This is a genomic window from Trichloromonas sp., from assembly GCF_041583255.1.
GTDB lineage: Bacteria > Desulfobacterota > Desulfuromonadia > Desulfuromonadales > Trichloromonadaceae > Trichloromonas.
Genome location: NZ_JBFHGD010000010.1, coordinates 1 through 14,649 on the forward strand (window position 1 = coordinate 1; position 14,649 = coordinate 14,649).

Annotated in this window: 14 protein-coding genes, 1 tRNA gene and 1 pseudogene; 10 read left to right on the forward strand and 6 right to left on the reverse strand. The window is 57.1% G+C overall.

The window, feature by feature from the left end; translation table 11 throughout:
- Window positions 1-562 precede the first annotated feature (562 nt).
- From ABYV89_RS01570 to ABYV89_RS01580, 3 genes are all read right to left on the reverse strand, one after another.
- On the reverse strand, window positions 563-1,495 hold the full coding sequence (locus ABYV89_RS01570; protein WP_432821164.1) for a bestrophin family protein: 933 nt from the start codon (window positions 1,493-1,495) through the stop codon (window positions 563-565).
- A 221-nt stretch (window positions 1,496-1,716) separates the two neighbouring features.
- A complete protein-coding gene (locus ABYV89_RS01575) occupies window positions 1,717-1,860 on the reverse strand; it encodes a helix-turn-helix domain-containing protein (protein WP_432821165.1) in 144 nt (47 codons plus the stop codon).
- A 135-nt stretch (window positions 1,861-1,995) separates the two neighbouring features.
- Window positions 1,996-2,379: a hypothetical protein gene (locus tag ABYV89_RS01580; protein ID WP_432821166.1), complete on the reverse strand. Its 384-nt coding sequence runs from the start codon at window positions 2,377-2,379 to the stop codon at window positions 1,996-1,998.
- A gap of 93 nt (window positions 2,380-2,472) precedes the next feature.
- Here ABYV89_RS01580 and ABYV89_RS01585 point away from each other — a divergent pair.
- The 8 genes and pseudogenes from ABYV89_RS01585 to ABYV89_RS01620 all read left to right on the forward strand — a co-directional run.
- A pseudogene (locus ABYV89_RS01585) lies at window positions 2,473-3,273 on the forward strand (IS3 family transposase); the annotation flags it as partial.
- A 193-nt stretch (window positions 3,274-3,466) separates the two neighbouring features.
- Entirely contained in the window at window positions 3,467-4,141 is a 675-nt protein-coding gene (locus tag ABYV89_RS01590) for a Crp/Fnr family transcriptional regulator (protein WP_432821167.1), read from the forward strand.
- A 138-nt stretch (window positions 4,142-4,279) separates the two neighbouring features.
- Window positions 4,280-5,419 carry a hypothetical protein gene (locus ABYV89_RS01595; RefSeq protein ID WP_432821168.1) on the forward strand — a complete coding sequence of 380 codons (1,140 nt, stop codon included), beginning with the start codon at window positions 4,280-4,282 and terminating at the stop codon, window positions 5,417-5,419.
- Window positions 5,416-6,708 carry a multiheme c-type cytochrome gene (locus ABYV89_RS01600; protein ID WP_432821169.1) on the forward strand — a complete coding sequence of 431 codons (1,293 nt, stop codon included), beginning with the start codon at window positions 5,416-5,418 and terminating at the stop codon, window positions 6,706-6,708. Before ABYV89_RS01595 ends, ABYV89_RS01600 begins: the two co-directional genes overlap by 4 nt.
- Before the next feature lie 38 nt (window positions 6,709-6,746).
- On the forward strand, window positions 6,747-7,124 hold the full coding sequence (locus ABYV89_RS01605; RefSeq protein WP_432821170.1) for a nitrous oxide-stimulated promoter family protein: 378 nt from the start codon (window positions 6,747-6,749) through the stop codon (window positions 7,122-7,124).
- A 109-nt stretch (window positions 7,125-7,233) separates the two neighbouring features.
- Window positions 7,234-8,010 carry an ATP-binding protein gene (locus ABYV89_RS01610; protein ID WP_432821171.1) on the forward strand — a complete coding sequence of 259 codons (777 nt, stop codon included), beginning with the start codon at window positions 7,234-7,236 and terminating at the stop codon, window positions 8,008-8,010.
- A gap of 192 nt (window positions 8,011-8,202) precedes the next feature.
- Entirely contained in the window at window positions 8,203-8,748 is a 546-nt protein-coding gene (gene cobO / locus ABYV89_RS01615) for a cob(I)yrinic acid a,c-diamide adenosyltransferase (protein ID WP_432821172.1), read from the forward strand.
- 96 nt (window positions 8,749-8,844) lie between these two features.
- Window positions 8,845-8,919: transfer RNA gene (locus ABYV89_RS01620), tRNA-Val, on the forward strand.
- A gap of 88 nt (window positions 8,920-9,007) precedes the next feature.
- Here the strand turns inward: ABYV89_RS01620 and ABYV89_RS01625 are convergent.
- Window positions 9,008-9,217: a GSU3473 family protein gene (locus ABYV89_RS01625; RefSeq protein ID WP_432821173.1), complete on the reverse strand. Its 210-nt coding sequence runs from the start codon at window positions 9,215-9,217 to the stop codon at window positions 9,008-9,010.
- Window positions 9,218-9,365: 148 nt separating this feature from the next.
- On the opposite strand from ABYV89_RS01625, the gene ABYV89_RS01630 reads away from it, so the two are divergent.
- Together ABYV89_RS01630 and ABYV89_RS01635 are read left to right on the forward strand one after the other, a co-directional pair.
- Complete coding sequence (locus ABYV89_RS01630) at window positions 9,366-10,118, forward strand: HAD family hydrolase (protein WP_432821174.1); 753 nt, start codon at window positions 9,366-9,368, stop codon at window positions 10,116-10,118.
- A 38-nt stretch (window positions 10,119-10,156) separates the two neighbouring features.
- A complete protein-coding gene (locus tag ABYV89_RS01635) occupies window positions 10,157-12,532 on the forward strand; it encodes a glycoside hydrolase family 65 protein (protein WP_432821175.1) in 2,376 nt (791 codons plus the stop codon).
- A 144-nt stretch (window positions 12,533-12,676) separates the two neighbouring features.
- On the opposite strand, the gene ABYV89_RS01640 is transcribed toward ABYV89_RS01635, so the two are convergent.
- Both ABYV89_RS01640 and ABYV89_RS01645 read right to left on the reverse strand, forming a co-directional pair.
- Window positions 12,677-13,636: a tetratricopeptide repeat protein gene (locus ABYV89_RS01640; RefSeq protein ID WP_432821176.1), complete on the reverse strand. Its 960-nt coding sequence runs from the start codon at window positions 13,634-13,636 to the stop codon at window positions 12,677-12,679.
- Between the two features lie 20 nt (window positions 13,637-13,656).
- A complete protein-coding gene (locus tag ABYV89_RS01645; protein ID WP_432821177.1) occupies window positions 13,657-14,640 on the reverse strand; it encodes a type II secretion system F family protein in 984 nt (327 codons plus the stop codon).
- Window positions 14,641-14,649 lie beyond the last annotated feature (9 nt).

A 14,649-nucleotide genomic window follows, 5' to 3' on the forward strand; every position in this document is an offset into this window, starting at 1 on the left:
AATTTGAGTGAATCGGGTATCACCCAGACGAGTCGCAGGTTGGTTGATAAGACGGCAGGGGATGAATTGCTTGGTAGGCAAGTTGACATGATTATTAAGGCGTTAGGGTTGTGCAATGTGTAGCTCTGACCCCTCTAGGTCCTACTCTAGGTCCTAGACTTTTGGTGGTCGCATACATCCGGCAAGGGAAATGAACCGAATTTACTCCATCTCACCACGCCCCCTCCGCACAGGATGTGCCCCGGAGCCATTCAACCTGTTCGTGAGCGGGGGAATGGTTGGCCCTAACCGATCGAACCGCCAGAAGAAAGGAACGTATCTGCATCCGAAGATGCGGGTACCGGAGGCAGCATCGAGATCCCAATTGAAATAAGGATTATCGACGCTGGACCGGAGACCCGAACTGCCAAAACGAAAAGCCCCACTTCCTGTACTAGGAGTGGGGCTAAACTTTTGAAATCTATTAGAAAGAAATGATCAGGCCGAGAGGGTTTGAACTTTCGACCCTCGTACTCCCGAACCCGGCGTACTAAGAGAGACGGTGTGGTGACCAAAGATCGAGTTACTGGAGGCAGTGCTCCACAGGGCGCGGTGATTCAGGCAGGTCGGATTCGCCAAGAGCCTCACGCAGGTCGCTTTCGATGGTGAGGCTCAGCGCCGAAAGGGGCAGGTCGTTGGGAAACAGGCCGAACGGTTGTTCGAGTTCGTCGCCTAAAGCGTCGAGCCCGAAGAAGGTGTAGGAGATAATGCCGACGACAAAGGGGGTCATGAAGCCGAGGCTGTCAACGAGGCCAAAGGGGAGAAGAAAGCAGTAGAGATAAGCCGTGCGGTGCAGGAGCACCGTGTAGGAAAAAGGGATAGGGGTGTTCTTGATCCGCTCGCAACCGCCGAGGATATCTCCCAGGCTGTTGAGGTTTTGGTCGAGGCTGGCGGCGAAGTAGGCAAGGGTGCGCTTCTCTTCGAGGCAGCGGCGCAAGTCGTGACCCAGATTCTCCAGGAGGAATTTGGGTTTGTTGCGGGCTCGATCTGCAGCCATCCATTCATCGGCCGGCAGCAAGGGGGCCAGGTCGCTATTGGGGCAGGAATCCCTGAGATGATGCCGCAGGGCGTGGGTGAAGGCGATAACCCTGTAGACCATCTGTCTCTTCAGGGGCGAAGGACTGCTGGGTGTATTGTCGGTGTCGATGAAGGTCAGAACCTGGCGACACAGATTGCGACTGGTGATAACCAGCTGCCCCCAGAGTTTGCGCCCCTCCCAGTAGCGGTCGTAACTGGCGCTGTTGCGAAAACCGAGAAAAATGGCCAGGGCGATGCCGATAAGGCTGAAGGGGACGGGAGTCATGGTGATTTTGAGCCGGAAGAGGGTGCCGTGGGTCAGGGTTACCGCAAGGGCCAGCAGTATGGTGACCAGAAGCTTGGTTTTAATGTGCTGGAGAATGGATCCGCGGTATGTGAAAAACAGGCGCAGCCCGGAGGGGCGTTGGCAAACGATCATGTGGGTCATCCTTGGGGGAGGTTCAGCCCGCTTCCGGGTAAAGGAGGGGGCTGGGAAAGTATGCCAGTAGTTGTACTCCTGCCTTCAAGGCGGGGCAAGCGTTTATTGGCGATCGGTCTGAATAGATAACTGTTGAGCCCTTTTGTCCCTCTACGCGTCAATTCTCAGCAGGGGAACCCTTTAACCCCACCCGTTGAAATGGATGCGAAGAAAAATAGGGGTCAGGTCTTGCGATGATGCATTTGCGACTCTCGTCTCCGAACCATGCGGCTCACGGTGGAGTAGTGTACACCGAGGGCTGCAGCAATATCCTTCAAAGAGTATCCCCATTCAATATGAGCCTGGAAGGCGGCTTTTTCCCTCATCCCTTTTCCTTTCTGGCCGGAAACGAGTTCCTCCAGGGATGGACGGTGCAGCAGACGCTCTCGCCGGGGTATTTCCCTGGAAGGGATTTTTTCCGCTTGCCGTAGCCGGCAACGTCCTCCGGCCCAGGTAATTCTTCAGGGTTGTAGGGACCTTTCATCTGAGCTCTCCTTAGAGGGAAGGTGTTCCCGCAGTTGCTGAGCTACCTGCAGGGCATGGGCAAAAGATTGAGGGCAAACGAGGCTCACCCCGGCGCCGGAGTTCCCCCAAAGGATGACGCCGACCATGCAGCCGCCATCCAGGAAGACTCCCTCGATCTGCGACAGGCTTAGGCCGATGGCTGACTCCACGCTCTGGGGCGTGTCCTGGGGTTCCACGTAGCCGACGAAGCCGTCCTTCTCGGGATCGGGATCACCGCGACAGGTGGAGCGCAGGGCAAGAAGTTGATTGGTGACGACGATGCGGATAGCTGGTGGCAGGCGGGCGAGACGGGGATCGGTGGTGCTGGTGATTTTGAGCATGTGGCCTCCTTAGTGTAGTGGCGATCATCACTAAGGAAGTAATATCTGCTTGATTGTTGAGTTGTTACGGCAGGGGGAGCAAGGGGAGTCAAACACCGCTTAAGCCAGCGAGCCGCGTGCCGGGCCTTTTCTTTGAGTCGGTCGGTTTATGTTTACCGGGCAAATCCTAAAAAAGATGAACCCGTGATCGATCTGCTGCAGAAAATATCCGAAAAACATCCGCTCTACGGCTTTAGCAAGCTCTTTGATCTTATCCGTCGGCGCGGACACAGATGGAACCACAAGCGTGTGCATCGCGTTTATTGCCATCTAAAAATGAACTTCCGCCGCAAAGGCAAAAAGCGGCTACCGAACCGCAACCCGGAACCCTTGTCGGTTCCTGCTCAGATCAACCAGTGCTGGTCGATCGATTTTATGAGCGATGCTCTTTGGTGCGGGCGCCGGTTTCGAACTTTTAACGTTTTGGATGACTTCAATCGCGAAGCACTGGCGATTGATATCGATTTAAACCTGCCCGCCGAGCGTGTTATCCGCACCCTGGAGCGGATAGTTGCCTGGCGAGGTTATCCGGAAAAGCTGCGCATGGATAACGGACCAGAATTTATTTCCCTGAAGCTGGCCACCTGGGCTGAAGAGAACCATGTCGAACTTGAATTCATCAAGCCCGGAAAGCCGACACAGAATTCATTTGTCGAACGCTTCAACCGAACCTATCGAGAAGAGATTCTGGATTTCTATGTTTTTCACAAGTTGTCAGAGGTTCGAGAAATCACTGACAACGGGATTATCGAATATAACGAAATCAGGCCCCACGACTCACTGGGCAAATTGACCCCGAAAGAATATTTAGCGGCGAAACAGCAGGCGGAGAACTCTACTTTTCCCTGGCCCTAAAAGAGGGTGCTTTACACATTCCTCAGGCATAATTTACTCATCGCTGAATCCGGTTGGACCATTTTGCCTCGGTTGACAGCCAAATTTATCGTCACAATAGAGACTTGAGTTTTTCCTTGTCAGAATCTCCTATTTTAGTTTTCTTGTTTTCCGGCTTGTCATACCGAATTCGCTTCTGCTATTCTCCCATCTCATGGATATTCGAATCGCGATTAAAAAAAGTCCCCTGTTTGCCGGCGTGACCGACGCCGACCTGGAGCATCTCTGCCGGATCGGCAAGATGCGTGAGTCGGCCAGGGGGGAGTTGCTTTTTTCCGAAGGGGAAGTGGCTGAGGGCTTTTACATTGTCGCTGCCGGCAAGGTGAAGGTCTACAAGCTTTCCCCGGAAGGGAAGGAGCGGATTCTACACATCGTTCATCCCGGCGGCACTTTTGCCGAGGCGGCGATTTTCGGCAACGGGATGTATCCGGCCTATGCCCAGCCCCTTGAGGCCTCGCGCCTGGTCTTCTTTCCGAAGCGGGAGTTTCTTTCGCTGCTGCACGAGCATTCGCAGATGGCCATCAATATGATTGCCGGTCTGTCCCGGTTTCTGCGCCAGTTTGCCACCCAGATCGAAGAGTTGACCTTTAAGGATGTCCCGGCGCGCCTGGCCCGCTACCTGCTGGATTTGGCCGGTGACGAAGCCGACCGGATCGAGCTGCCGATATCGAAGTCGCAGCTCGCCTCCAATCTCGGTACCGTCAGCGAGACCCTGTCCCGTACCTTTCGCAAGCTGGCCGATGACGAGATCATCGAGGTGCGCGGCAAGGTGATCGATTTTCTCGATCGGGATCGCCTGGAAGACCTCTCGTTCAGCTTTAAAGAATAGCCAGCAACTGCTTGTGAATTCGACTAAAAAGGCCTCTGCTATGCAGGGGCCTTTTTCTTTGCTGAATTGATTTCAGTCAAGGCCCGCTGCGATTTTCTTCGCTATCCTTTCGTCAACATATTTTACAACGAGGTATTTATGCGACGGAAACTTGCGCTGGTGTGGCAATGCAATTTGTTTCGTACCCTGTTGCTTTTGCTCTTCTCACTGCTGACCAATTGCGCGCAGCAGCCGGCGGCGACGGTTCTTTCGGCCGGTCTCGAAAGCACGCCGCTAGCGACGGTCGATTCGGCGGTATTTGCCATCAGCCCGGCAGGAGCCCAAATCGCCCGGACGATGGCCGGCCTGAAGGTGACCGATGGCGTTACGGGAGAGCAGCTCTGGCTGGATGCGAGAACTCCGCTGGCGCTGGCCTGGAGCGCCGATGGGCGGCAGCTGGCCGCCGCTTTTGCCGAAGGGGCAGGGCAGGTGCGCCTGGTGCTCTACTCGCCGCAGCGCAGGGCTCAGCAGGAGCAGGTGATTGACGGCGCCGTGCGCGGCCTGAGGTTTGCTAGTGACGGCCAGGTTGTCGCGGTTGTCGATGTGGTTCGCGCTTACCGCTTTGGTGAGCACCGCGAGGTCCGGCTGGTTCGCTGGGATGGCAAGTCGGCTCCGGCGGTTGTCGCGCTCGGTGCCGCCACGGTGGAACCGGTCAGCCTGGCCCGCTTTGGTTCCATCCTTGCGCGCTCGCAATGGGTCGATTTTTCACCCTGGGGGGACGAGATCCACTTTGCGCGTCTGCATGACCCGCCGGCTGCGGATCCTTATTGCGAACTGGTGGCCCGCCACCTTGAGTCGGGAAGCGAGCGGGTTCTGGCGCGGGTGAACGTATCGTCCATCGGCGGACGTTTCTTTGGCAATGGCGACCAGCTGGTTTACGACGACGGCGAAGGGGCGCTGCGGGAGCTGGACCTGTGGAGCGGGCAATCGCGGCCGTTGGCTTTTAAGAGCGATGCCGCCGGCATTATCGCGGCGCGGTCTCGATTCGTCTGGACCGGCGGTGCCCTCTTTGAGGACGGCCGCGAGCTGTTGCGCCTGGCGCAGGTTGAGGCCGCAGCCTTTGCCGCTGACGGCAGTTTTTACTTTATCCGAAACGACAGGCTGCAGCGGTTGTCCGGGCTTGTTTTTGCTGATGCGGTTGCTGTCTCCGATCCGCTTTTGCGCTTGCGAAACTGGCGGGCGGCGGGTCTGATTTCGCCGCAGGAATTTGAAAAACAGAAGAGAAGGGTGGCTCCATGACGCAACGAATGCTGTTTTCGATATTAGCGCTGATCCTGTTTCCGTCGCTGGCGTCCGCCCAGGCGGCCGACGATGCCTGTGTTGCCTGCCACCGTGACCGCACCCCCGGTGCCGTGGCCCAGTGGCAGGCCAGTGGTCATGCCGCAGCGGGCATCGGCTGTGCCGATTGTCACGGCAATGACCATGAGCGGATCGAACAGGGCGCGGCAAAGGTTGACGCCGATGTCTGCGGGGCCTGCCATGAGCAGGCGCTGCGCGAGCATGCCGCCAGCCGGCACGGCATCGGTCTTCATTCCGGCTGGGGGTGTACCCGCAACCAGGCTCAAGCCGATCCCGAGGCCTGCGGCTTCTGTCATCAGGAGCAGAGCACCCTGCCGGTTTCGACGGTGCATTGCGCCCGCTTTCTCAAGCAGACCGACGAGATGCGCGAGGTCGGCTGCAACCGCTGCCACCAGGTGCAGAATTCCTGCGCCTCCTGTCACACCAATCACCAGACCGACCTGGCCATCGTGCGCGATCCCGGCGTCTGCGCCAGCTGTCACATGGGGCCGGATCATCCGCAATGGGAGATGTGGCAGACCTCGGTGCATGGCACGCTGTATCAGTCTTCCGGCGACGCCTTTGCGCCGACCTGCCAGCGCTGCCACATGCCATCCGGCACCCACAACGTTTCCGGCGGTTTGACCGCAACTCCCGGCGGCATGCTCTATCCCGAGGCGCAGCGCGGGCAGAGCCGCAAGCAGATGGTGACAGTCTGCGCCGAGTGCCATGCCCCGGCGTTCGCGCGGGCCGAACTTGCGCGTGCGGATGCGGTGCGCACCCAGGGGCGGGAGCTGCTCAAGGAGGCCGAGGCGATCATCCACGACCTGGCCGACCGCAACCTGCTCGAACCGATGCCGGAAGACCGTCCGCCGCATCCGCTGGCGGGGAACCAGCTGGTCACCGGTCCGCAGATGCTTTACGAGGACATTTCCCATGTCGAGCGGCTCTTTTTCAAGATGAAGAAATTCGATTATGCCAAAATGGTCAAGGGCACCTTTCACCAGAATCCCGCCTATGCCCACTGGTATGGCAACGCCGAGCTGAAGATGGACCTGGTGGATATCCGCAGCGAGGCCAGCCGCCTGCGACAGCGCGGGGCGGCAACGGTCCAGACAAACGCTGAGGATGATCCGCTGGCGGCGGCTGAGGGCGAATTGCTGATCCTGAAAAAGAAATTTGAGCGCGGGGCGCTGGATGAGGCGGCTTACTCTGAGCAGAAGGGCCTGATTTTGGAACGGGTGCGCTGATCTGTTTTTTAATCTGGGACAGGTGTATAATGAAAAACATGACTGAGACGAATAGAACGCCCTCCCCATTGACCCGCGCAGAACTCAAGGACCTCGGTGTGCTGGCCCGGTTCACCTCGGTTTACTGCCGGGTTCATCACGCGGGGGAAAAGGCTCCGCTGGGCGAGGACGAAGCCGGTTCGGCCGGGCCCGGCTTGAAGAACTATCCGTTGTGCGCTGAGTGCAGGGAGTTTTTATCCTACGCCATCAGTCGTCGGCTGCGCTGTCCGCTCGAGCCCAAGCCGGTGTGCAAGCATTGCGACGTGCACTGCTATCGACCGGGGCACCGGGAAAAGGTGCGGCAGATCATGCGTTTTTCGGGTAAATACCTGATTATGCGCGGGCGTCTCGATCTGCTCTGGCATTATTTCTTCTGATTTTGCCCAAAGCTTGATCCCGGTCAAAGATGATGATGGGGAAATCGGTTAGATTGGCACCATGCAGAACACGGAATTTACCGATAACCCCATATACAGGAGCAATATCATGATCAGAGAAATTGTGAAAATCGACGAAGACAAGTGCAACGGCTGCGGTGACTGCGTTCCCGGCTGCGCTGAGGGCGCGATCCAGATCATCAACGGCAAGGCGAAGCTGCTTGCCGACAACCTCTGCGACGGCCTCGGGGCCTGCCTCGGCCACTGCCCGATGGATGCCATCACCATCGAGAAGCGTGCGGCCGATGAGTTCGATGAAGCCGCGGTCGAACAGCACCTCGGCAAGGCCCATGCGCCGGCTGCAGCGGCGCCGGGGCACGGCGGCTGCCCTTCGGCCCAGGTCCGCAGCTTCGAAGCGCCGAAGCCGGCCCATCACGGCCACGGCGGCGGTTGCCCTTCGGCGCGGACGATGAGCTTTGACCATAAGCCCGAGGCCGCAGCAGAAGCGACCGGCACCCGCCAGTCGCAGCTGCGCCAGTGGCCGGTGCAGATGCATCTGGTGCCGCCGACCGCCCCCTTTCTCGATGATGCCGACCTGCTGCTGGCGGCCGACTGCGCCCCCTTTGCCTATGCCGATTTCCACAAGGACTTTCTCAAGGACAAGGCCCTGCTGATCGGTTGTCCCAAGCTTGATGACGGCCAGGCGTACCTGCAGAAACTGACCGCCATGCTGCAGGGCAGAAGCGTCCGCAGCCTGACCGTGATTCACATGGAGGTTCCCTGCTGCTCCGGCCTGGTGGCCATCGCCCGCCAGGCGCTGGCGGCCAGCGGCAAGGATATCCCCTTCGAGACGGTCTGCATCGGCATTCAGGGTTCCCGCAAGTAGGTAATCAGGTAAGTATGTAAGCGGAATGCGGACGGGTCGGGACATTTGTTCCGACCCGTTTTTCTTCATGTTTCTTGACAGTTGGATGCTGCCATTCTATATTTTGACCGGTTGAGATTCAGCTGAAAATAACGGCTTGTGGTTGATTGTGCGTCTGATTCACCGGGCCCGATTCAGAGAGAGGAAATGAATATGGCTACCGAACAGGTCAGGGGCCTGAAGAAAGGCCTGGTCCAGATATATACCGGCAACGGCAAGGGCAAGACCACGGCATCGCTGGGGTTGGCCTTTCGCGCGGCCGGCCACGATTTCAGGGTTTATGTCATGCAGTTCATGAAGGGGCAGACGGTGTACGGCGAACTCGAAGCCGCACGGCGCCTGGGGTCAAACATCACCATCGAACAGGTGGGCCGCAAGGCTTTCGTTGCCCGCGAACCCGACCCGCAAGACCTCGAAATGGCTCGGGAGGCTTTTGCGCGGGCCAGGGCCCTGGTTACCTCGGGCGATTACGACCTGGTGGTGCTCGACGAGATGAACTGTGTCGTCGATTACGGGCTGATCCCCCTCGAAGAGGTGAAAATGCTGATTCGCGACAAGGCTCTCCATACCGAACTGGTGATGACCGGTCGCAACGTCCATCCCGATATCATCGAGATGGCCGACCTGGTCACCGAAATGCGCGAGATCAAGCACTATTACAATGCCGGTCAAGCAGCCCGCAGGGGGATCGAGTCGTAGCCGGATGCCTCACTGCAGCACGATTGCCGCCGGCCTTTCGTAGCAAATAGCCGTTGACAGTCGACTGTCAAATTGGTATAAATCTCAGCCTCAGAAGGGCGTTTAGCTCAGCGGGAGAGCACTGCCTTCACACGGCAGGGGTCACTGGTTCAATCCCAGTAACGCCCACCATAAAAATCAAAGGGTTAGGCCGTTTCGGCCTAACCCTTTTTTTGTGGTTCAATCCGTTAAGATACCGGTCTGTGTCGATCCGGCTTGCTCAGCACAGCATCCCTTCGGGCAATTGCCCCCGTCGCTCCCTGCCTTCGTGCGTGGTCCTTCCTTTCCTGCGGGTCTGGTCGCGCCCCACGACGACCCACCCACCGGTCCGTTTGAAGAACATCACCTGGCCTGAGCCGAGCATTTCATCCAGAACTTTTGGAAAAACTCTCTGCTCGCTGCCGTTTTTCGTGACCACTGGAATCATCATGATGTGCCTCCGTTGGTGGTGGTTAATGGTTGACATTGTAACAGATTTTCTTCTGTCAACCGCAGTGGGGGTGGCAAATCCTTGCCAGACAGAGTATTCTTTAGTCTCATCTGTCTTTCTCATGTAAATCCGGACCAGGAGATCAGCCATGCCAGAGTTGGCGAAGCTCATTCGTCCCGACCGCTTTGATGCGGTTCTATTCGACCTTGACGGCGTTTTGACCTCAACGGCCGCCATCCATTCGACCTGCTGGAAAGCAATGTTCGATGATTTTTTGCAGCGACGGGCCGACGAGACCGGTTCGCCGTTTGTCCCTTTCGATATCGACAGGGACTACAAGTCTTTTGTCGACGGCAAGCTGCGTTACGACGGGGTTCGCGGTTTCTTGCTTTCACGCGGCATCGAACTTCCCAATGGATCGCCTGCCGATGGCGCTCATCTCGTGACGGTCTGCGGACTAGGCAACCGGAAGGATGCGATGGTCAAAGAGCGGCTTGACAAGGGGGGGATCGAGGTCTTTGCCGGCAGCATCACCGTGGTCAAGTGGCTGCTTGACCAGGGCATTCGCACGGCGGTCGTTTCGGCCAGCAAGAATTGCAAGCAGGTGCTTGAATCGGTCGGGATTCGCGACCTGTTCGAGTACGTGGTCGACGGGGAGGTGGCCGAACAGCTGCACCTCGCCGGCAAGCCGGCGCCGGACACCTTCATCAAGGCGGCCGAGTTGCTGGGGGTCGATCCCTCACGTGCCGTCGTCGTCGAGGACGCCATCTCGGGGGTGCAGGCCGGTCGCGCCGGAGGCTTTGCGCTGGTGATTGGCGTTGATCGGCACGGTGACGCCGATGGGTTGCTGCGCCATGGCGCCGACCTGGTGGTGGCCGACCTGGGTGACCTGGTGGCTTGAACTGAAGCTTCTGTTATTTTCGTCGGGGTGAATTTTTTATGATCAGACACGAAACACTGAACCCGCCTCCGCATATTTACCCGGTCGAAGGCTGGAAAATCATCGAGCGCAGTTTTTACCCGCGGTTCCAGGCCCAGACCGAGACCATTTTTTCCATCGGCAACGGCTACCTGGGGCTGCGCGGCAACTTTGAAGAAGGGGCCCCGCTGGTTCAGTCCGGAACCTTCGTCAACGGCTTTCACGAAACCTGGCCGATCATTTACGGGGAGCAGGCGTTCGGTTTCGCCAAAACCGGGCAGACCATGCTTAACCTCCCTGAAGGCAAGCTGATCCACTTGTATGTCGACGATGAGCTCTTTTCGCTGGCAACGGCCAAGCTGCTGCTCTTTGAGCGCACCCTCGACATGAAGGCCGGCACGCTCGATCGCGAGGTGCTCTGGGAAACCCCCCTGGGCAAGCAGGTTCTGATCGAATCGCGGCGCCTGGTTTCCTACGAATACCGGCACCTGGCGGCGATTTCATACCAGGTGACGGTGCTCAACGCCGATGCGTCAGTGGTGATCTCGTCGCAGATTCGCGGCAACCAGACCAACCAGGTCAGTCATGGCGACCCCCGCCAGGGGCCCGGTTTTCATGAACGGGTGCTGCTGCCGGAGTCCCATTATGTTGCCGACAACCGCGTGCTGCTCGGCTACCGGACCCGCAGCAGCGGGATGACTCTCGGCTGCGGGATGGAGCATATTGTCGATACGCTGTGCCCGTACACCCTGCAGATCGAGTGCGGCGAAGATCGCGGCGAGGTGATCGTCTCTGTCGATGCGTTGGCGAAAAAACCGATCCAGCTGGTGAAATATTTTTCCTATCACACCTCGGCCGAAGCGACCCCGGATGAGTTGTGCAGTCGTGTCGAACGAACCCTGGGAAGGGCAGTGCAGCAGGGATTTCCCAAGCTGCTGGAGGGGCAGCGCCGGTTCATGGACCAGTTCTGGGACCGCTGCGACGTGCAGGTCAAGGGGCTGGCTTCCGACTCCCCCCGTCCGCGTGGGGAAATTCAGCAGGCCCTGCGCTGGAACCTGTTTCAGATTCTCCAGGCCAGCGGCCGGGCCGAGGGGACGGGGATTCCGGCCAAGGGGCTCACCGGCCAGACCTACCAGGGGCATTATTTCTGGGATACCGAGATTTACGTGCTGCCCTTTCTCATCTATACGGCGCCGCGGGTTGCCCGCAACCTGCTGCTCTTTCGCCACAGCATGCTCGAACAGGCCCGGCAGCGGGCCCGAGAGGTGAATCAGAAAGGCGCCCTGTTCCCCTGGCGAACCATCAACGGCGAAGAGGCCTCGGCCTATTATGCCGCCGGAACCGCCCAGTACCATATCAACGCCGATATCATGTACGCGCTGAAGAAGTACGTGGAGGTCACCGGCGACAATTCCCTGCTCTATAACGAGGGGGCCGAAATGCTGGTCGAAACCGCCCGCCTGTGGGCCGACCTCGGGTTCTATTCGGAGCGCAACGGCGGCAAGTTCTGCATCCACGGGGTGACCGGGCCCGACGAATACACCACGGTCGTCAACAACAACACCTACACCAACCTGATGGCGCGGATGAACCTGAAGTTTGCCGCCGAAACCGTCGCCACCATGCGGGACGCTTTTCCCGACCATTACGAGCCCCTGGCCTACCGCACCGGCCTGCGGCCTGAAGAAATCGACGAATGGCGGCAGGCTGCCGACCTTATGTATATCCCCTTCGACGAGCGCCTCGGCATTCATCCGCAGGACGATAATTTTCTCGACCGTGAAGTCTGGGACCTGAAACAAACCCCCAGAGACAAATTCCCCCTGCTGCTCTATCACCATCCGCTGGTTATCTACCGGCACCAGGTGATCAAGCAGGCAGACATCGTGCTGGCCATGTTTCTGCTCGGCAACGAGTTTTCAGAAGAGCAGAAAAAACGCAACTTCAATTATTACGATCCATTGACCACGGGGGATTCGTCGCTGTCGGCCTGCATCCAGAGCATCATCGCCGCCGAGGTCGGGCAGATGGAACAGGCGGTCAAATATTCGCGCTACGCCGTGCTGATGGACCTGGCGGATATCGGCGGCAATGTCAAGGACGGCTGCCATATCGCCTCGATGGGCGGAACCTGGATGACCGCGGTCTACGGATTCGGCGGGATGAGGGACTACGGCGGCAAGCTCAGCTTCGACCCCCGCCTGCCTGATCGGGTGCAGTCGCTCCGGTTCGCCCTGGAAATCCGCGGCCAGGAACTCGAAGTGGTGGTCAACAGGGACGAAGCCGTTTACCTGCTCCGCAAAGGGAAAGAGCTGACGATTACCCACCAGGGGAAAGAGGTGAAACTTGTACAGGGAGAGGCTGTTGCTTTGAAGGTAAGGCTCTCAAAAAGCTGAGTTTTAAAAATTGAGAACAGTCGGGGCTCGCCCTGTCAGTCGTTTTATCAGTGGATAGACGCTGCACCTCCATATAAAAGATCCCCCTGCCTCAATTTTGTAGCAGGGGGATCTTTTTTGGAATCAACACAATAATAAAACACACTATTCGGTTGTATCAACTTGGCTCCTGGTAAGCTGTTTAAGGTTTTCCTGTGCCCTTGCGTAATATATCGGGTTGAGGTCGAGGGCGTGTTGAAGGGCCTCTTTCGCTTCTCTGGTCATGCCTTGAGTCATGTAGATATAGCCCAGGTTGTTATATGCGGCGGGGGGGTCCATGGCGCGTTCGAAAATTACCAGGGCCTTGTTCTCTTGCCCGATTAAGGCATATGCTGTAGCCAGGTTCGTTTGATAAGTTTTATTTTTTGGATCCTTGATCATGGCGATGTGGAAATTTGAAATTGCCTTGGAATATTTTTTTTGGAGCAGAAAGTTGAAACCAAGGTTGTTATATGCCGCCGCATTTTCCGGACGAAGGCCTATGACGGTAAGGTAAAGCATTTCGGCGAGGGGTTCCTTGCCCAAAATGTCATAGGTGATGGCCAATTCGGTCATGACTTCAACATTTGATGAATCAGAGAGATTGGCTTTCTTGAAGGTTTCCAGGGCATTTGCAGTGGCTCCCTGGTTTCTTTGCAGACGCCCCTGGCCGAGAAGAGCAGGGATATTATTCGACTCTTTCGATAAAACAAAAGAGTAAATATCCTCTGCCTGCCTGGGGTGGCCTTCTAGTTCCATCGTTTTTGCCAGGTCTATGTAGGCAGGTAACTCTTCCGGGGCTTTTTTTACCGAAAGCAGAAAATGAATTTTAGCCAGGGGCAGATTCCCTTGCGCAAGATGAACCTTGCCTTTATCACGCAGTTCCTCCGAGGAGAGATTTTTTAGCTGGTCTTCAGTATTAGCGCTGTTGTCAGTTGCAGGTGCCCTGTCGATAGCTGTTGCATCAAAGGAGCTGCGCTTAACGACGCTGGTGGTGCAGGAGCAGAGCAGGGCAGGGAGGATCACCAAGATCAAAAGACATCGAAGAAAGAAGGTCCAGCTCACAGTGAAGGTTCTTGTTGTCATTGAATATCTCCTGAAGACGATCATTGCCCGGACAAGGTCGGAAGCAGCACCTTCGCAATTCGGATGGCGGCCGGCCCGACAAGCACGACAAACATCGCGGGGAAAATAAAGCAAACAAGGGGGAAAACCAGCTTGACCGGGGTTTTGGCGGCTCTCTCTTCGGCGAGTTGGCGCCGCTTGGTGCGCATCGAATCGGCATGTACCCGGAGCGTTCTGGCAAGGCTGGTTCCCAGCTTGTTGGTTTGGATTAAAATGGTGATCAGGTTGGCAATTTCAGGCACCCCGGTTCGGATGGCCATGTTTTTAAGGCTTTCGTCCCGGGGAATCCCGGCTCGAACTTCGAGGTTGGTCAGGTAGTATTCATCGCTCAGGTCCTTGCAGAGCGATCTTATCTCATTTCCTACTCGTTTGAAAATCATGTCCAGGCCCAAGCCGGCTTCGACGCACACCACCATCAGGTCCAGCGCATCGGGGAAGGCCCTGGTGATCCGCATCTGCCTTTTCTGAAGCAATTGCAGCAGTATGATATTCGGAATAAAAAAACCAAGGAATGCAAGGATCAGGCAGATGTTAAAGGCTTTGATGTTGATGGAGTAAAACATCGCGTTCAGCAGGTAGCCTGCCGGGAGAATGAGGCCACAGAAGACCTTGGCGGCCAGGTAGTTTCTGTACGCCTGCTTCGAGCGGAAACCTGCCTGAAGTAGTTTGTGGCGAAGTTTTTTCCTTGCCCCTTCTTCGCCGGGAGCCGCGATTTTATGCAGGGGGTTCGCCACCTTTGCCATAAACCCAAGTGATTCGTTTTGAAACAGCGCCGGAAGAGCACTGCTGCCCATGGTCTCTTTGTTCAGTAGCTTTGAAAGCCTCGGTGCGAGAACATCTTTACGCAGAAAGATGCCCGCGATGGCCACTGCGAAAGACGAAACGGCGAGGAAGGTTAAAATCAATATGGTGGCATAGTCTGATTCAGAGAAAAACCTGTACCAATAGCTCAAAATGGCTTCCATAGACCCACT